Here is a 19672-nt window from a genome sequence, read left to right as displayed (position 1 = left end):
TTTTATAAAAAAATAGAATCAAGAATTTCTTTTTCTATTTTTGAGTTGTGGTTTTCTTTAAAATAACAAATTGCCTGTTTTTTTACCTTTTCATAAAAAACATCATCATTCATAAGCTGATGAATGGATTCTGAAAATTCTACAGGGTCCTGGCTTACCAAGCATCCGTTATTTTTTTTATTAATGAGCCCATCTACTCCTCTTCTGTTTGTTACTACCGGTAATCCATAAGATAAGGCTTCCAGTACTTTAATTTTCACACCTGTTCCGCTCATCATTGGGCAAATGGCAACTCTTGCATGGCTGTAGAATTCCTGTAAGTCATCTACCATACCATATTTAACTACATTTGGATAATCTTCTGCAATTGCCTTACCAATCTTACCAATGATATGAATTTTAACATTATTCAGCAAAGGTAATACTTCTTTTAAAAACCATTGAATTCCGTTTATATTGTGTGGATTATCACTGGCAACGTAAATAATATCATATTTAAACTCCTGTTTTTTTTCACTAAAGTTCTCAGGAAATGAAACAGGCATCAAAGTGACCTTCTTATTGGTAAACTGATCAAATATATACTCCTCCTCTACCGAATAAGTCCAGATATTATCATACTGTTTTAAAATGGATATCTCATCCTGAAATAGCTTTCCGACATTACGTTTATGACGGCTCTGTGCAGTAATAAAATCATGGGTATCAATAATTTTACAGGTCCCGGCAGAAACTTCGTTAACCAGTCTTCCCCATGTTGCATAGCTTATTAATACAATATCAAAAGCAGATTTTTTAATAATTTCCGAAAATTCTTTTCTAAGAATATAACTTGTTGTATCTATCGAGTTTATTTTAAATAAATAAGGTATTTTATATAAAAAAAGATACTTAAAAAAACTCTTTTTATATTTCTTATCCAAAAGATGCAACTGAATATTCGGGAATTTCTCATGAAACAGGATTTCTTCTTCCTTTTTCCACATTCCCCAGTCTCTCAATGAAACAAAAGTAACATCAAGCGCCTTGTTTTCGTTAAAATAAGAAAGCATATAATTAAGCCTGGTAGTATTTCCGGCCTTTCCAGACATCGGATTATCAGGCATAAAATAAAGAACTTTCTTTTTCATTATATTTATTTATTTTTGCGGCTACAAATATGACTATTTAATGAGAGATATAAAAGAATTAATTATAATAATATTAAATTATAACTCCTCTAAAGAGATCATCAGACAGCTGTCAATGCTCACCGATAAAGGAGAAATAAGCAATGATTCTTTTATTATTCTTGATAATAACTCTAATGATGGAAAAGAGCTGGAAACCTATTGCAAAGTTCATCATTTTTTCTTTCATCAGATGGGAAACAATCTTGGGTATGCATATGCCAATAACTGGGCAATCAGGCAAGCTATTGAATGGGGAAAGAAATATTTTTTTATTCTTAACCCTGATATTCATATCGACTCCACTACTATTGAACAGCTGTATTTAAAATTAAAATCCGACGCATCATTGGGAGTAATTGGCCCAAGATTACTGTACCATAACAATCCTGATTTTATTTTTTCTGACGGAGGGCTCCTATTTCCTAAAAAGGGATTTGAAGGAAACCATATCAATTTCCTGAAAAACGTAAAAGATGCAGGATCTCAGGGAATGACTTATGATATGGCCTATATCAATGGAAGTGCTATGATGTTTAAAAAGGAAGTTCTGGATGACATGGGATATATGGAAGCAGATCTGTTTATGTATTATGAAGAATCTGAATGGTGTTACAGAATCAAAAAGAGCAACCGATGGAAAATTGCAGTTGATACGGAACTTGTAGCATATCAGTCTGACAGCTCCAGAGGAAAAGTATATGAATACTATATGACCAGAAACAGGATCTGGTTAACGAAAAAACATTCAGGAAGTTTATTTTTTGTAATCCGGGAACGTTTGATTGTAGCCCGTAAAAAATTCTTCTCATCTAAAGGAAACTTTAAAGAAAATATATTATTTTCCAGGAATATTCTCAAAGGAATAGTTCATGGGTTAATCGGAAAAACAGGAAAATTATGAATGAAATTGTGTCTATTGTAGTTCCCTGCTACAATCAGGAAAAATATCTGGCTGAAACTTTAGATTCTGTTATTGCCCAAACCTCAGATTCTTGGGAATGTATCATCGTAAATGATGGCTCTACAGATCATTCTGAAGCTATAATAGATGACTATTGTGCTAAAGATCCAAGATTTACCAAACTTAATCAGGAAAATCAGGGGCTTGCCGCCAGCAGAAATAATGGAATAAAAATGGCCAAAGGGAAATATATCCTTCCTTTGGATGGTGATGATAAAATCGGAACTCAGTATATAGAGCTTGCCAAAAAAGAATTTGAAAAAAATCCAAAGCTCAGATTAGTTTACTGTAAAGCCGTATTTTTTGATGCTAAAAATGAGCCTTGGGATCTACCGAAATATGATTACGAAGCTTTATTATTTGCCAATCATATCTTCTGTTCCGGGATTTTCAGGAAAGAAGATTACCTGAAGACCAGTGGTTATGATACTCATATGAAATTTGGATATGAGGACTGGGAATTCTGGATTCAGCTTCTAAAGAAAGATGATGATGTTGTACAATTGAACTCTGTACAGTTTTTTTACAGACAGAGACAAAGTTCCATGTTAAAATCTTTACAGGAAAGTAAAGCAAAGCAAAACCAAATGGAGGCATATATTTTCAACAAACACCGTGATCTTTATGCTCAGGTTTTAGACTCTGATCTGTCTCTGGCTGATATACAAAATGCATTTCAAACCAGACAGACGATGAAACAGGTAAAAAAAACCTTCACTTATAAAACTATTTATAAGCTGGAGCGTGCTATAAGATCTATTTTCTAAACTAGCTTAAGCACATTATATCATAAGAGTACATTAAGTTTCCTGTAATTTACCTAAGGAAATTTAATGTACTTTTTTTATTCCTCAACCAGAATAGCTGTGAAGGAGAATTTGGGATCAAAAGAACAACAATCAGTTATAATTGTATCGCAACCGTATAATTTTAAGTAAATTTGCAAAAATTTTAATTGAAATGGAGAAAGTAAGAGTACGTTTTGCTCCAAGTCCTACCGGACCTTTACATTTGGGAGGCGTAAGAACTGCATTATATGATTACCTTTTTGCAAAAAATCAAGGGGGAGAATTTGTATTGAGAATTGAAGATACAGATACCGCAAGATATGTAGAAGGAGCTGAAGAATACATTGAAGAAGCTTTAGAATGGTGTGGAATCATCCCTGATGAAAGTCCTAAGAAAGGAGGAAAATTTGCCCCTTACAGACAATCTGAAAGAAGAGACATCTATAACAGATATACAGAGCAGATCTTAAAAACGGATTATGCTTATATGGCTTTTGACACTCCGGAAGAATTGGATGCTGTACGTGCAGAATTTGAAGCAAACGGAGAGGTTTTTTCTTATGATAATAAAACAAGAAACCGTTTAAAAAACAACCTTTCCCTTTCTGAAGAGGAAGTTCAGAAATTATTGGATGCAAAAACTCCATATGTGGTAAGATTCAAAATGCCTGTAGACAGAGTATTGAATCTTGAAGACATCATCCGTGGAAAATCATCGGTTAACACCAATACATTAGATGATAAAGTGCTGGTAAAAAATGACGGAATGCCAACTTACCATTTTGCCAACATTATCGATGATCATGAAATGGAAATCTCCCATGTAATTCGTGGTGAAGAATGGCTACCATCTTTAGGATTACACACTTTATTATATGAAGCAATGGAGTGGGAAGCTCCACAATTTGCTCACCTTTCTTTGATTCTAAAACCTGATGTTTCAGCATTAATCAGTAAAGATAATATTGACGGGATCACAAAATCTTTTACGGATGAATTTATAACAAAGAACAGTCAGTTTTCTTTTGACGAATCTGCCCCGATCATCAAATCATTCTTTGCAGAAGTAAAGAGCCCTAGATTCAAATCAATGCTGGGTGAAAATGATAATGACAATCCGTTAACTGCTGCTGTAAAGCAATTTTTAAAGAAAGGACTTTCAGGAAAACTAAGCAAAAGAGATGGTGATAAATTCGGATTCCCGGTATTCCCACTTGATTTCAAAGATCCTGCAACAGGTGCTGTTTCTAAAGGATACAGAGAAAACGGATATCTTCCTGATGCCTTCATCAATATGGTTGCGTTATTAGGCTGGTCTCCGGCAGATGATAAGGAAATTCTTTCTTTGGATGACATGGCTAAAGAATTTGACCTTCATAAAGTACATAAGGCAGGCGCAAGATTCAGCAAAGAAAAATCAGAATGGTTCAACCACCAGTATATTCAGATGAGATCAGATGAGGAACTTCTTCAGATGCTTAAAAGCTCAGATCTTGATTTTTCAGGTGTTACCGACGAAAAATTATTGAAAGTAATTCCTCTGATGAAAGAAAGAGCTACTTTCCCGAAAGACATCTATGAAAACGGAAAATTTTTCTTTGAAGCCCCTACTTCTTATGATGAAAAAGCTTCTAAAAAAGCATGGAATGATGAAACATCTGCTATTTTAGGAGAATTATCTACAACCCTTGAGTCTACAGACTTTGCTGCAGAAACACTAAAGCAGATGATGCATGATTTCGCAGAAAACAAAGGATTGGGAATGGGTAAAGTAATGATGCCATTGCGATTAGCTTTAGTAGGAGAACTGAAAGGACCAGATGTTCCGGATATTCTGGAAATCATTGGAAAAGAGGAAAGTATCGCCAGAATAAGCAATGCTATAAATAATTTTAAATAAAATTACCATAATTTTTCATACATTTGAAAGATTTAATTTACTTCAAGAAATGGAATATTTAAGTTTCGAACTTCCTATCAAAGAATTGATGGATCAATACCAGACATGTTCTTTAGTAGGAGAAGAAAGTGGTGTTGATGTAAAATTAGCATGCAGCCAGATTGAGGATAAGATTTTAGAAAAGAAAAAAGAAATCTATTCAAATCTTACACCTTGGCAAAGAGTACAACTGTCCCGTCATCCGGATCGTCCTTATACTTTGGACTATATTAACGGAATGGCAGACAAAGGCAGTTTCTTAGAACTTCACGGAGACAGAAATTTCGCTGATGACCCGGCAATGATTGGAGGATTGATTACCCTGGATGGTCAGAGAGTAATGATCATCGGGACTCAAAAAGGAAGAACGACTAAGGAAAGACAGCACAGAAGATTTGGAATGCCCAATCCGGAAGGATACAGAAAAGCTTTAAGACTAATGAAGCTTGCTGAGAAATTCAACATCCCTGTAGTGACTTTAGTGGATACACCGGGAGCTTACCCAGGACTGGAAGCTGAAGAAAGAGGACAAGGAGAAGCAATTGCAAGAAATATTTTTGAAATGGTTCAGCTGAAAACTCCGATCTTCACTTACATCATCGGGGAAGGAGCTAGTGGTGGAGCATTAGGAATAGGTGTAGGTAACAAAGTATATATGTTGGAAAACACTTGGTATACTGTAATTGCACCGGAAAGCTGCTCTTCTATCCTATGGAGAAACTGGGATCATAAAGAAGATGCTGCCAATGCATTAAACCTTACTCCAAACGATGCTCTAAGAGAAAAATTCATTGACGGAATTATTGAAGAACCACTTGGAGGTGCTCACTACGATCAGGAGACCACTTATCTGAACTTGAAAAATTCAATTTTACAGAATATCAAAGCTTTTTCCAAATTTACAGGACAGGAGCTTGAAACCCAGAGACAGGATAAATTTATCGCGATGGGTCAGTTTAAAGGATAAAAAATAAAAAAGGTTAAGAAATATTTCTTAACCTTTTTACTTTAGTTTTCTTCTTCGTTAATCAGCTACATTGAGAGCGATCTCAACATCCTGAGTAATTTTCTTCAGTGAAGAATACTTTGCATCACATACCATCGTGGTGAGCACGTATTCTCCTTTATCAATCAGAATAAAGTTTTCCCCTTTAGCAGGAACACTCAAATTATAATATTTTTTACCACTTATTTTCACGATCAGGTTACAGCTTGACCTGTTTTTAATATTGATATAAGCTTCATTTTTATTAATATCATTATTAAAAAGATGGGTAAGCATAGCTGCTGTTTTCTTATTCGCTTCGCTAGGTTCGGATTTAGCCGAAGAACCTGCACTTTTTACAGAACCTGCTGAAGCATACGTTGCCAACCTTTCTTCTTTCAATGCATTGATAGCATTATTTACTTTATCTGTATTCTTCGTATTATTTGTAGTAGATGCCTTATTAGCGGCAATTACTTTACCGCTGTTCAGTTCATTATTTTTAACAATGTTTTCAATTTTCTCTTTACTGATTGGCTTTATAGTAGGTTTTGCTTCAGGAGAATTATCTGCCATGATAATTTCCATCAGTCTTTTTTTAAAGTAATCGGTTCGTGCATGCCCGGGATTTTGCTTGATGAAACCAGCAATCACCCTCGTCTCTTTTGAAGTTTCAGCTTCCTGCTCCGTGTAAATGATCACAGTTTCTTTTTCCACTACGGCCTTGGATTTTGTCTTTTTCTTTTTTTGAGAAAAACCAAGAGCAAAAATGCATACAAAAAGGAGAAGGAAGATTTTTTTCATTAATCAAATCTTTAAAATAGTATTAAATATATTAATAACGTGAAAAGTCATTTTTTAGTTTATCATTAAAATCATTATCTTTGCACTGCTTTAAAATTAAGCTAAAAATTAATACTAATCTTAAATAAAAAATAATAGATATTATGTCTTATACACCAGTTGCTGCAGACGTAGCTAAATTAAGAAACCAAACAGGTGCAGGTATGATGGACTGCAAAAAAGCTCTAGTTGAAGCTGAAGGAGACTTCGAAAAAGCAGTAGATATCCTTAGAAAAAAAGGACAAAAAGTAGCTGCTAACAGAGCTGACAGAGAATCTACTGAAGGTGCTGTAATCGCAAGAGTAAATGAAGATAACACTTTAGGTGCTATTATCTCTTTAAATTGTGAGACTGACTTCGTTGGTAAAAACGAAGCTTTCATCGAGCTAGCTTATGAATTAGCTGAAATGGCAATCTTTGCTGCTACTAAAGAAGAATTATTAGCTACAGATTTCCACGGAATGACTGTTGCTGAAAAACTAATTGAGCAGACAGGTGTTATCGGTGAAAAAATCGAAATCGGTACATTCGAAAGAATCGAAGGACCATTCCTAGGAGCTTATATCCACGCTGGAAACAAAATTGCTGCAATCACTTCTCTTTCTGCAAAAGTAGACGGAGCTGACGAAGTTGCTAAATCTGTTTCTATGCAAGCTGCTGCGATGAACCCTATCGCTCTTGACGAAACTAAAGTTTCTCAGGAAACTATCGACAAAGAATTAGAGATTGAAAGACACAAACTTACTGAAGAAGGTAAGCCTGCAAACATTATCGATAATATCTTGAAAGGTAAAATGCAGAGATTCTACAAAGACAACACTTTGGTACACCAGGATTTTATTAAAGATTCTAGTATGTCAGTTGCTGATTATGTAAAATCTGTAAACGCTGATCTAAAAGTAACAGGATTTGTAAGAGTAAGCTTATAATCCCACTTTTTAAAATATTGAATCCCGATGATTTTTTCATCGGGATTTTTTTATGGAATAAAATCAACAAACATGAACGTAAAATGAAGTAAATTTTAAATATTTAATAATTATGGAATAATCCGGAATTCAAAGATTTTTTTTATATAAAATTTTGATTATTAATGCTTAAATTTGCGGCCCTTATAATAACGCATGAAAAAATATCTACTAGCTTTTTGCACTTTTTTTTGTCTATTAGTGAATGCCCAATTGGATACAGAACACTGGTTTGCTCCAATGGCTGCGAAAGCTAATGTTAGCCAACTTCAAGGATTTTTGTATCTGTCTACAGACGAATCCACTCCATTTTCCGTACAGGTTTTCAATAATAATATGCTTTACACTACAGTACAGGTAAGCAAAAACAACCCTATATCGGTATCAGTACCTAATAATTTTTTAATTGCCACTTCTCAGTCTCAGCTATTCACCCCAAATTCTATGGGACTTCATGTGAAGGGAGCTAAGAAGTTCTTTGCTAATTACAGATTCTCACTTCAAAATCAGGCTGAAATCCTTACTTCCAAAGGAGCAGCAGCTTTGGGAACTACCTTCTATGCCGGCATGGCTCCTATTGCAGGCTCTGCCACCTATATGAATTCTTCTATTGGTGTTACCGCAACCGAAAACAATACAGTAGTGGAAATTTCAGGTTATGATCCTTCTCTTCTTTTTTCAAATGGAACGACTTCCTCAACGAAAACTTTTACCCTCAATAAGGGCCAGTCTTATATTCTTGATGTAGTAAGTTCTCAAAAGAATATAAATAAAACGGGTCTGATTGGAGCTAAGATTACATCTACTAAACCCATCACAGTTACGAATGGAAATTTTAACGGGGCTTACGTAAATGTAACCAATAATGATGTATTGATGGATCAGTCTGTTCCGGTAGACAGACTGGGGAAGAGCTTTGTAATGGTAAAAGGTAACGGAGGGGTCACTTCTCAAATGGAAAGTGCAGTAATTGTTGCTACAGAAGACAATACACAGATTACTTTCAACGGAACCGGGTCACCTGTGATCCTTAATACAGGGAAGTACTATCTTGTTCCCAGTAATAAATATATCAATCAGGGAAATGGTCATTATAACATGAATATTTCTGCTACCAAGAACGTTTATGTATATCAGTTGTTATCAGGAGCAGTAAGTGGAAATGAATTTGCCTCCGGAGGAATGAATTTTATCCCTCCTGTGAGCTGTTTCATGCCAACAAAAATAGACGAGATAGGAATTATCAACAAAATCGGAAGTGATTCTTTCACCACGAGACTGAATATCATTACACAGAAAGGAGCCATTGTAACAGTAAGCGGAAATCCGATTGCTGCAGGAAACGGTCCTTATTCCGTAACGGGAAATCCAGATTGGGAAACTTATTCCATATTGGGAGTGACAGGGAATATTACAGTAAACTCAACCAAGCCTGTAACCGCTGGAATTGCTGCCGGAAACGGAGCTGTAGGATACGGAGGATATTTTGCAGGATTCTCTTCAATTCCGGTGATCAAGAAAACCGGAGACTGTTATAATGGAGTTCTTTTAGAGGTAGAATCAGGCTATGATAACTACAAATGGTACCTTAATGGCACTGAAATCACAGGGGCAACAACTCCTTCAATTAATCCGGACACATACGGATCCGGAATCTACACCTGCAAGATTACTAAGAACAGCTGTGAGACCAGACTTACCGCAGAGTACAATTATACAGTATGCCCACCTATTACTACAACAACCTATGATATTGGTTCATGTAACCCTAAGGTAATTATTCCTGTATTTACAAGCTCTAGTCAGACAGTAGATCCTTCCAAGACTAGCATTATGGCACAGCCTGCCAACGGAACGGTTACCATCAATCCGACAACAGGACAAATCACTTATACTCCTAATGCAGGTACACCTACAGATTTCACAGATACCTTCACCTATTATATTCAGGGAAATGGAGACCCTGCAGCTTTTGAATATTTTAAGATAGAAGTGAATATTCACACACTTCAGGTTACTAATGATGTCATGTTTTCCTGTGCTGACACTAATGGAAATGGAACATACAATCTGAAAACAGCCAGTGTAAGCCCAACTCCGGGAGCTACGATAACTTACTTCACCAATGCTAATCTAACAGGGCCTATTGCTAATCCGCTCAGTTACACAGGTCCGGCAGGAGTTGTGTATGCCAATGTAACCTCTTATGGATGCTCTAAAGTAGCTACCATTACTTTAAACACATTCCCTGTTCCCGTTATTAATACCAGTAATTTCAATGCCAATAGCTGTGGAAGTGATCTTGACGGAAGTGTAGTGATCAACTTTAACAATGTTACTCCGCAGATTGTTGCCAACTCAGCCATCTTTACAGTAAAATATTACCTTAACCAGGCTGATGCCACTGCAGGAAACAGTAATACTCTTCCTGATAACTGGACTTATACAGCGAATACTACGGTATATGTAAGAGCGACAGGTAATACCGGAAGCTGTCCCGCAGTCTTCGGACAGATTAATTTCACAATCGGAAATAAGGTTTCTTTAATTACAAATAATGCTAAAGCTGATGTCTGTGATAATGATATCAGTGGTTCCGAATCTGTAAACCTGAATGATTACAAAGGTTTATTTACAGTTGATCCTAATGTGATCTTAACATTCTATGCCTCTGCTGCCGATGCGCAGGCGGGAACTAATCCTGTCTTAGCATCACAGATTATTACTTCTACAGGAAGTATTTATCACGTAAGATTCCAAAGCAGTACAGCATGTCCTACTACAGGTGTCTTAACACTTGTTTTAAAAACTCCTAAAAAGTCTACTACACTCTATGACCAGATGATCTGTTCTAATGAAAAAATTCTTTTGGATGCAGGCCCAGGATTTTCGTCCTATTTATGGAGTAATGGAGCAACCAGCCAAACCATTAGTGCTTCTGCAGGAAACTATTATGTAGATCTTGGGTTTAACGGTTGTGTATACCGTCAATATGTAAAGGTAACCACCGCACAGTCACCTGTTATTTCAAGAATAGATGTTTCCGGTACCACAGCTACTGTACAGGTAACCGGTGGAACGCCTCCTTACCGATATTCATTAAATGGTTTTGATTATCAGAATTCCAATGTATTTACAGGATTATCAAGAGGAATGCATACAGTGTATGTATTGGGCTCAGACGGATGCCGACATGTAACCAAAGAGTTCCTGATTATTAATCTTATCAATACCATCACGCCCAATGGAGATGGAATCAATGATGTCCTGAACTATTCCGAATTAAGAATAAAACAGAATGTATCAATAGAGGTATCAGACCGATATGGAAATCCTGTATATAAGTCTTCTGACAAAAATTATATCTGGGATGGAAAATCCAATGGCAGAAGTCTTCCTACGGGAACTTACTGGTATGTTATAAAATGGGTTGAACCAGACACTCAATTACCAGTTTCACATTCAGGATGGATTTTAATTAAAAATCGGGAATAATTTTCAACATTTATTTACATTTTATTAAAAGTATTTGATTTTTTATTTTAATTTTGTAGAAATCCTAATTCCATACACATGAAAAGATTTCTACTCAGTCTGGTATTAACTTTTTTAACAATTAATACCCTCTTCGCGCAAAGGGATACCGAGCACTGGATTGCACCTTATTATAGTGTGTTGACACCATCAACGTTTAACAGCTATGAAAATAAGGTATATCTATCCACTGATTCTACGACTCCCTTTGACGTAAAAATATTCAGCGCAAACACCCTTATAGGTACCGTTACTATTGCCAAAGGAGACCCTAAAACATTTGATGTCGAAGAATCTCTTATTACAGCTAATGGAGCTACCGATGCATTTGTTGTAGGTTCAAAAGGGCTTTATTTAAAAGCGGACAAACCATTCTATTGCAGTTTACGATTAGCACAGGATGCCCATGGTGAAATTATTACCAGCAAGGGAAGAGCTGGAATCGGTAACCTATTTTATGTAGCTACCAGCCCTAACCAAAGAAACCCAGGTGATTCTACACTAGATGGCTTTACAGCAGGAATCCTGGCTACTGAGGACAACACAACCGTTACTGTAAGCTGGACTACTAACGACTTAAAATTTGTTAATGGTACTCCACCTGGCAAAAACCATTCGTTTGTTTTAAACAAAGGGCAGTCTTTTATTTTTGCAGGAAGAGGAAACACAAAAGCTAATCAGGAAGGCTTCATTGGTGCTAAGATTGTTACCAACAAACCAGTGACCCTTACCAATGGTAGCTGTAATGGTAACTTTTCAACCGGCGGAAGTGGCGGTTCTGATGCCGTTCTTGACCAGTCTGTCCCTGTAGAAAGATTAGGGAATACATTTGCTATGGTGAAAACCATATCTACAGATCCTTCTCTAAATATGGAAGGAGGTCTTATTATTGCCACTGAAGACAATACTGAAATATATCTTAATGGCTCAACCACTCCTGTTGCTACCAGAAATGCAGGAGGTTGGTATAGAATCAACGAGACCAACTATGTGGCTCAGCCTGGAGGAACCCATTCTAATATGTTCATTTCTACCTCTAAGAATGTATACCTATATCAATTCGTTGGAGTTGGATCAAGTGGTGCAACCAACGGCTATAATTATATACCACCGTTGAACTGTTTCTTACCCCGAAAAATTGATGAAATTGGTAAGATCAATGAAATGCCGGGCATTGCTACTAGTGATATTAAGTTAAAACTTAATATATTAACTGAGGTAGGAGCAACTGTACTGGTCAATGGTGTAGCACCTTCTGCAGCTGATGGACCATATCCTTTAACAGGAAATTCTCAGTGGGTAACCTATTCAGTGGGAACTTTCCCTCCTAACCTTACCATTACCTCTACAAAAGCGGTAACAGCTGGTATCAACGGAGGATACAGCTCTGCCGGATATGGTGGATATTTTGCAGGATTCTCATCTGTTCCTGGAATTTCTAAGACAGGTGACTGTGTTCCTGGAATTGTTTTAGATGTGGCTGATACTTATGATACGTATCAGTGGTTTCTTAATGATGTAGCCATTTCCGGAGCAAATGCTTATAAGTATTCTCCTACACAACCTGGCTATTATTCTGTAAAGGTTACAATGGGAGCATGCCAATCAATAACAACAGCTCCATATAAAGTAACGAACTGTCTGAAGCTGACTACTAAAGAAGAACCAGCATGTTCTACTAAGATCATTACTCCAGCCTTCTCCTCTTCGACTCAGACTCCGGTATTCAGTACTTTAAAAATCCTTACCCCTCCTACTAACGGAACGGCAGTGATAAATCCAGATGGTACAATTACCTATACACCGAAACCTAATTATGAAGGAACTGATACAATCGTTTATACATTCTGTGGAGACTCCCCGGATTTTATGGATTGTGAAGAAGTTACCTTAAAACTTACGGTTATCCCTTTCATTGTGAAAGATGCTTCTATTAAAGCTTGTTGGTACGATGTAGCACCTTATGCTTATTTTGATCTGACAACAGCAAACGTTACAGACTATGGATTAGCAATAAAAAAATATTACCGTACATTAAAAGACCTTACTTCAGGTTTGAATGAAATAAAACCAGCGAACAACTATCCTGCTACAGGAGGTTTTGTTTATGTGAAGATTACTACTGAACAAGGATGTAGTGCAACTGCGAAAATTGAACTGATCCCTCTTCCAATCAAAAAATCTCCAGTCCTTGTAGATAAATACATCTGTATTGATGCTACAACTGACCTGGATGCTGGACCTGGATATGATTCTTATTTATGGAACAACGGAGCAACATCTTCAGGAATCAGAGGTGTAGGTGTAGGTGAATATTCTGTAATTCTTGAGAAAAACGGATGCCTTCTTACACAGGTAGTAAGAGTGAAAAAAGCAGTTGAACCAGTTATCCAGCAAATTGAAATCAACAATACTACAGCTACCGTAGTTGTGGTAGGAGGTAAAGCCCCTTACAAATATGCTGTTGACGGAACTACGAACTGGCAGGATTCAAATACTTTCACAGGGTTAAGCAGAGGACAGCATAAATTCTATGTAAAAGATGCTTACAATTGTACTCCTAACTCAGCAGAAGTAACAGTTCCTAATTTATTGAATGCCATTACTCCTAATGGAGATAACATCAATGACTATATCGATTACAGTGATCTTTCATACAAAGACAACCTTAACTTTGTAGTGTATGACAGATACGGAAATATGATATTTACAGGAAATAAATTCAATAATTACAAGTGGGACGGAAGACACTTCGACAAGAAACTGATAACAGGTACATACTGGTATCATGTTTCATGGAATGAATCAAACAAAGAAAAAACCGAAATTAAATACACAGGTTGGATTATGGTAAAAAACAGAGAATAACCATACACCTTTATAACTTTCAAAACCACGATTTCAAAATCGTGGTTTTTTTATTTCATTTTCAACACTTTAATACATTTTATTGTTAAATTTGTGATAAATACCATCACTGAATGAAGAAAATTCTATCTTTTTTATTTATACTTTATATATTCAATTCCACCTTTGCACAATTAGACAGAGAGCATTGGTTTGCCCCTATGATAGATCGGTCAGGCGCTTCCTTTCCCTATCAGAAGCTCTATTTATCTACCAACCGCACCTCATCTTTTCCGGTAAGTATCTATAATAATAACGTTCTGATAGGAACCGTGGATATCAGCAAGAACAATCCGCAGAAGTTTGATGTTTTAAGAAACTTTATCATTACCACCCAACAGACAGATCTTTTTACTCCTACCACAAAAGGACTATACCTGAAAGCTGAATTTCCGTTTTATGCAAACTTAAGGTTTTCAGTATTTAACCACGCCGAAATCATCACTTCTAAAGGAATCCCATCAACCGGGAAAAGTTTTTTTGCTGCTTCAGCTCCCATCAGCGTAAATAATGATATCCTGAACTTTATGACCAGTATTCTGGCAACAGAAAATAACACCACTGTTACCATTACCGGTTACAGTCCACTTGTACAATTCTCAAACGGGACCACGGGAGCCACCAACCCCACTATAAACATCACTCTAAATAAAGGACAGTCTTATATTATTGACGGAATCGGAAATAATACAGGAAATTTCGATGGGTTTATCGGTGCTAAAATCACTTCGAACAGGCCAATCAATGTTACCAATGGAAACTTCAATGGCCAATATGCCGGAAACTACCCTACCAGCTCTGACATTTTAATGGACCAGGCTGTACCTGTTGACAGGCTCGGAAGTGAATTTGCTCTCGTAAAAGGTAATGGAAGTATTGGCGCCAATATGGAGGGAGCTTTGATTATTGCCACGGAAGACAATACCCAAGTCTATGTAAATAATGACTTAACACCTATCACCACACTGAATACCGGAAAATATTTTGTAATTCCCGACACTAAATACAGTCTTCAGGGAGGCAACCATTATAACTTATTCATTAAAACCTCTAAAAATGCTTATGTTTACCAGATCTTAGCAGGAGATTCAAAAACATCGAATGAAGTGGCCACCGGAGGATTTAATTTTATTCCGGCTTTAAATTGTTATCTTCCCAAGCAGATCAATGAGCTGGGGTTTATTGATGAAAATTTTGTTCACTCCAATGTAAACCCGTCTGGGGTTCTCAATATCCCCACTAAGCTGAACCTGGTTACAGAAAGAGGAGCTGTGGTTACGGTAAATGGCGGAACTCCGCCTGCATCAACGGGGCCTTATAATATGACCGGTACCACTAACTGGGTTACTTATGGAATTCCTGATGTAACCGGAACAATCACCGTAGTTTCAAGTAAAGCCATTACAGCAGGAATTACGGCAGGAAGTGATGCTGTAGGATACGGAGGTTTCTTTGCAGGCTTTCCTACACAGCCTGTTATTTTAAAATCCGGGGGAAACTGTATTCCAGGACTTGTACTTACGGTAGACCCTATTATTTATGATACCTATCAGTGGTACAGAAACGGAATAGCAATTTCAGGAGCTAACAGTTCTTCTATCAATCCTACACAATCCGGGTATTATACTTGCTCTGTAACAATGGGAAGCTGTGCTCCTTTGGTTACCGAAAAATTTAAAGTTACCAACTGTACAAAACTGACCGTTACAGCTTACGACGTGTGTACCACACAGACGATAATTCCCACCTTCAGTACCTCTTCACAAAATCCTGTACCAGCTACAGTAGCAGTGACTACGCCTCCTGCATTGGGCGCGGCAGTCGTAGATCCGGCTACCGGTAAAATTACCTATACTGTCAATACTCCCGGCACAGCAGGAACTGATACATTCACTTATACTTTCTGTGGAAATGATCCTGACTTTCCGGATTGTGAAACGGTAACAGTAACCATTAATATTAAAGCAATTACGGTCACCAATTCAGTATTATTTGCCTGTGACATAAATGGAAAAGGAACATTTAACCTTACAACAGCCAGTGTAACCACAAATTCTCCCGTTACCATAACTTATTACCCAACACTGGCAGATGCCCAAGTGGAAAACCCAGCTACCAGAATCACAGTACCTAATGCTTATTCGGCAACAAACGGTACAATCGTTTATGTTGTAGTTAAAAATACACTCGGATGTAAAAGCATCGCCCAAATCACTTTGTTTTTTTACAACAAAATAACATTAGTAGATAATTACAAAGGAGAATTCTGTGATGATAATTTCGATGGAACCGTCAATATCATTCTTTCTAATGTTACTGCTACAGTCCTTAATAATCCTACTTATTTCACCGTAAGATATTATGAAAAATTAATTGACGCCAATGCAGGAAATACAAATACCCTGCCTAATAACTGGAGCTATACCGCAGCTACCACCATCTATATCAGAGTAGATTCACCTGACGGGTGCCCATCTGTCATTAAGCCTTTACAGTTCAGTATCGGAGCAAAAATACAATTGGCAAGCCAGGCAGTAGAAGAAAATGTATGTGATGACGACCTGGATGGAGTAAAGAGCGTAAACCTAGCTCAGTTTATTCCACAATTCACACTAGATCCGAATGTTACTTTTACTTTTCATGCAAGTTTAGCTGATGCCCAGAACAATGTATCTCCATTAGCAACTACTGTAAATATTACTGCATCTCAAACATTTTATATCCGTTTTGAAAAAAATGGAGTATGTCCGGAAGTTGCTTCTATTAAAATAACCATCAAAATTCCTAAAACCTCAGAACTTCTTAAAGACCAGATTATCTGCCCAAAAACAACAACTACATTGGATGCAGGTCCGGGATTCGAAAAATACCTGTGGAGCACTGGAGCAACCAGCTCTTCAATTAACAATGTATCTGCCGGCAGCTATTGGGTAGAGCTTACCTTTAAAGGATGTGTGTACAAACAGAATGTCAACGTTACTGAATATCAGATCCCGATTATTACGTCTATTGAAATTGAAGGAACAACAGTGAAGATTGGAGCTAGTGGTGGTACTCCACCTTACGAATATTCATTGGACGGAGTGATCTGGCAGACTTCAAATATTTTCTATAATGTACCCAGAGGTGCACATTATGCTATGGTAAGAGACTCTAAAGCATGTGGAGAAGCTAAAAAGGAATTTGCCATCATCAATCTAATCAACACCATTACGCCTAACGGAGACGGGCGCAATGAGTCCATAGACTATTCTGCGCTGATGTCTCACGATAATCTTGTATTCAGAATCTTTGACCGGTATGGTGCAGAGCTCTTCAGGGGTACTCATGAAAACCGGTATACCTGGGATGGAAGGGTTGGAGGCAGATATGTCCCTACAGCTACCTATTGGTATTTCATCAGCTGGACAGAATTTGGTTCCACAGTTTCAATAAAATACTCAAGCTGGTTATTGGTAAAACATCGATAAAATCATAAAAGGTTGAAAGAAAACAATACTCCTTCAACCTTTGTATCTTAAGTATATCAGGACACAATTCAGCCTGGAAATATATTTATAACATTCATTAACAATTGAATACTAAAGTTTAATATAACTTTAACCACTATTCGTTATCTAATTAAGCAGAAATTGCTGGATTTCTATGTAATTTTGCCAATTATATGAAGAAACTGTTTACTCTGTTGCTGTTGATTTTTCTGGCAAAAATCAATGCTCAAATATATTCCGGAGAGGTATTTCTGAGAGACAACTCGATCCTTTATCTTAATCAGGTATATGTTACCAATTTAAATACTCAAAAGACTGTACTTGCTGACTATAACGGTAACTTCAGTGTTCCTGCCAATTCTGGAGATGTCATCCGTTTTACCTCAATTGTTACTGAACGGAAGGATATTAAGCTTACTCCTCAGCTTATGGAACAAAAAAACCTGGTAGAGCTGAAAATTGCCTATTATGAAATCCAGGAAATTGTACTCAGCAGGTTTAAACCTACAGGTAACTTAAGGTATGATGTAAACTCACTAAGAAAAGAAGATAAAGCACTGGCGATCAAAAAAGTGATAGGGCTTCCTGAGCCTAAAGGAGACGGAACACCACCAGAGCTTCCGGTTGCCGGATTAAGAGATGGCGGATTGACCTTCAGCATTGAAAGCATCTATGATATGCTTTCCGGAGAGAGAAAGAAAAAACAACGTTATAAGGCTTATGAGAGCATGAATACTTCTATCACCCAGATCAAAAATTACTTAGGTAAAGATTATTTTGCGAAATTTAAAATTCCTGAAAATCTGATCGATAACTTCCTGCAATTCGTTTATACTTCTGAAAATATACAACCTTATGTACTGGCAGGAAATTACGAAGCTATAAAAATTCCTATTGAAAAATACATGCCTATTTACCAGAAACGACTAAAGAACTCGCATCTTCAGGAAGTAATCAGTCCTCAACAGGCTGATAAATAGCCATTCAGATCTATACAAACCATGTAATTTTTACATGGTTTTTTTTATAACAAGCAGAACACTCCATTATTAATCATTTATTTTTTATTGAATATATTTCATTCATATTTAAAAATATGTTTAATTTTATGTCACAATAATGTGTTTAAAATAAAAACAATACTATTTCGTTATCCTATTAAATACTAATTGCCCAAAAACCAAATTAAGAAAAAGTAACCCATTTTTAACTTAATATTTATTAATGAAAAAAATACTTTTACTTCTTGCCTCGGTCTTGTTTTTCAGTATGTCTGCCCAAAAGAAAGGAAAAGACTACAGCGAAATTCTGAAAAGCAATAATATTTACGAAATCAATGCTTTCTTAAGGGACGCTCATCCTGATGATCCCCGAAGGTCAGTACTGAAACCCCGGGTTATGGAAATGATGAAAGAATACATTAAAAATGCCCATCCGGAAGATCAAAAAGTAAAAGACATGCAGGAAATGCTGGCTTTGTTAAGGAGGCGACCTTCTACGAAGATTACTTTTGATGAAATGAATGCAATCATCAAACAGAAACAGATTGCTAAATATAAAGCTGAACTTGCCGCTAAAAAATCTACAGAAACCTATACTCCAAGCAGCGCTCAGAATGCTTTTGTTGTTAATACATCAGCCAATGCAGCCATTCCTAATGCAGAAGCAGAAGAGTTTAATATGCTGATGAATATTTCTCCTATCGAACATCAAAATAAAACAGTGAAGATCCTTAACTCTCTGTTTGATAATGATCCCAATGCCAAGGAATGTATTGTCCTTATCCAAAATCAATCTGACTGTAACATTATCGTAAGAATGGAAGGGGTAGGAACTACAAAATATAGACTTGCTGTTCCGGCTCATAAAGACAACTCAATTGTAGTGGAAAAAGGCCAGTATCTTTTCACAAGTTTAGTCTGTGGTGCAGAGTACGCATCGCAAAAAACCATCCAAAGACCCATCATGGTTGCATTAGGCAGCGCAACATCAAAATAATCAAAACAATATAATAGTTTCCCCATAGGTCTTTTAGCATTAAAAGACCTCAATTCTGTCTAAATTTTACTATTTTTGCACTCATT

At 36.7% G+C, this 19672-nt stretch carries 12 protein-coding genes; 10 read left to right on the top strand and 2 right to left on the bottom strand.

Features of this window, described 5'->3' with window-relative positions; genetic code table 11:
• Positions 1 to 2: 2 nt before the first annotated feature.
• Positions 3 to 1130, bottom strand: a complete 1128-nt coding sequence (locus M2372_RS16145) for a glycosyltransferase (protein WP_185018904.1) — start codon at positions 1128 to 1130, stop codon at positions 3 to 5.
• 40 nt (positions 1131 to 1170) lie between these two features.
• Here M2372_RS16145 and M2372_RS16140 point away from each other — a divergent pair, with 40 nt between their 5' ends.
• From M2372_RS16140 to M2372_RS16125, 4 genes are all read left to right on the top strand, one after another.
• Positions 1171 to 2073 (top strand): glycosyltransferase, encoded by a 903-nt coding sequence (locus tag M2372_RS16140; protein WP_123320940.1) that lies wholly within the window; start codon positions 1171 to 1173, stop codon positions 2071 to 2073.
• Positions 2070 to 2900, top strand: a complete 831-nt coding sequence (locus M2372_RS16135; RefSeq protein WP_115970531.1) for a glycosyltransferase family A protein — start codon at positions 2070 to 2072, stop codon at positions 2898 to 2900. Before M2372_RS16140 ends, M2372_RS16135 begins: the two co-directional genes overlap by 4 nt.
• Before the next feature lie 193 nt (positions 2901 to 3093).
• Positions 3094 to 4821 carry a glutamate--tRNA ligase gene (gltX, locus tag M2372_RS16130; RefSeq protein WP_123320941.1) on the top strand — a complete coding sequence of 576 codons (1728 nt, stop codon included), beginning with the start codon at positions 3094 to 3096 and terminating at the stop codon, positions 4819 to 4821.
• Positions 4822 to 4870: 49 nt separating this feature from the next.
• Positions 4871 to 5827: an acetyl-CoA carboxylase carboxyltransferase subunit alpha gene (locus M2372_RS16125; protein WP_115970533.1), complete on the top strand. Its 957-nt coding sequence runs from the start codon at positions 4871 to 4873 to the stop codon at positions 5825 to 5827.
• 57 nt (positions 5828 to 5884) lie between these two features.
• Here M2372_RS16125 and M2372_RS16120 read toward each other — a convergent pair whose 3' ends face one another.
• Positions 5885 to 6649, bottom strand: coding sequence for a DUF6759 domain-containing protein (locus M2372_RS16120; RefSeq protein ID WP_123320942.1), 765 nt, complete (start codon positions 6647 to 6649; stop codon positions 5885 to 5887).
• Between the two features lie 143 nt (positions 6650 to 6792).
• Between M2372_RS16120 and tsf the strand changes: the two genes are divergently transcribed.
• From tsf to M2372_RS16090, 6 genes are all read left to right on the top strand, one after another.
• Positions 6793 to 7617: a translation elongation factor Ts gene (tsf, locus tag M2372_RS16115; protein WP_123320943.1), complete on the top strand. Its 825-nt coding sequence runs from the start codon at positions 6793 to 6795 to the stop codon at positions 7615 to 7617.
• A 252-nt stretch (positions 7618 to 7869) separates the two neighbouring features.
• On the top strand, positions 7870 to 11151 hold the full coding sequence (locus tag M2372_RS16110) for a gliding motility-associated C-terminal domain-containing protein (RefSeq protein ID WP_185018906.1): 3282 nt from the start codon (positions 7870 to 7872) through the stop codon (positions 11149 to 11151).
• Between the two features lie 78 nt (positions 11152 to 11229).
• Positions 11230 to 14058 (top strand): gliding motility-associated C-terminal domain-containing protein, encoded by a 2829-nt coding sequence (locus tag M2372_RS16105; protein WP_123320945.1) that lies wholly within the window; start codon positions 11230 to 11232, stop codon positions 14056 to 14058.
• Between the two features lie 113 nt (positions 14059 to 14171).
• Positions 14172 to 17567, top strand: coding sequence for a T9SS type B sorting domain-containing protein (locus M2372_RS16100; protein WP_185018908.1), 3396 nt, complete (start codon positions 14172 to 14174; stop codon positions 17565 to 17567).
• A 194-nt stretch (positions 17568 to 17761) separates the two neighbouring features.
• Positions 17762 to 18568: a hypothetical protein gene (locus M2372_RS16095; RefSeq protein ID WP_115970538.1), complete on the top strand. Its 807-nt coding sequence runs from the start codon at positions 17762 to 17764 to the stop codon at positions 18566 to 18568.
• Between the two features lie 244 nt (positions 18569 to 18812).
• Positions 18813 to 19586: a DUF6759 domain-containing protein gene (locus tag M2372_RS16090; RefSeq protein WP_115970539.1), complete on the top strand. Its 774-nt coding sequence runs from the start codon at positions 18813 to 18815 to the stop codon at positions 19584 to 19586.
• Positions 19587 to 19672 lie beyond the last annotated feature (86 nt).

It is taken from the genome of Chryseobacterium sp. BIGb0232, from assembly GCF_024810195.1.
Lineage (GTDB): Bacteria > Bacteroidota > Bacteroidia > Flavobacteriales > Weeksellaceae > Chryseobacterium > Chryseobacterium pennae.
This window is presented reverse-complemented; position numbering and strand designations above follow the sequence as displayed.

Coding starts and splice junctions, on each gene's coding strand:
- M2372_RS16105 (WP_123320945.1), top strand. CDS start 11,230: ATGAAAAGATTTCTACTCAGTCTGGTATTAACTTTTTTAACAATTAAT.
- M2372_RS16090 (WP_115970539.1), top strand. CDS start 18,813: ATGAAAAAAATACTTTTACTTCTTGCCTCGGTCTTGTTTTTCAGTATG.
- gltX (WP_123320941.1), top strand. CDS start 3,094: ATGGAGAAAGTAAGAGTACGTTTTGCTCCAAGTCCTACCGGACCTTTA.
- M2372_RS16100 (WP_185018908.1), top strand. CDS start 14,172: ATGAAGAAAATTCTATCTTTTTTATTTATACTTTATATATTCAATTCC.
- M2372_RS16095 (WP_115970538.1), top strand. CDS start 17,762: ATGAAGAAACTGTTTACTCTGTTGCTGTTGATTTTTCTGGCAAAAATC.
- M2372_RS16145 (WP_185018904.1), bottom strand. CDS start 1,130: ATGAAAAAGAAAGTTCTTTATTTTATGCCTGATAATCCGATGTCTGGA.
- M2372_RS16135 (WP_115970531.1), top strand. CDS start 2,070: ATGAATGAAATTGTGTCTATTGTAGTTCCCTGCTACAATCAGGAAAAA.
- M2372_RS16140 (WP_123320940.1), top strand. CDS start 1,171: ATGAGAGATATAAAAGAATTAATTATAATAATATTAAATTATAACTCC.
- tsf (WP_123320943.1), top strand. CDS start 6,793: ATGTCTTATACACCAGTTGCTGCAGACGTAGCTAAATTAAGAAACCAA.
- M2372_RS16120 (WP_123320942.1), bottom strand. CDS start 6,649: ATGAAAAAAATCTTCCTTCTCCTTTTTGTATGCATTTTTGCTCTTGGT.
- M2372_RS16125 (WP_115970533.1), top strand. CDS start 4,871: ATGGAATATTTAAGTTTCGAACTTCCTATCAAAGAATTGATGGATCAA.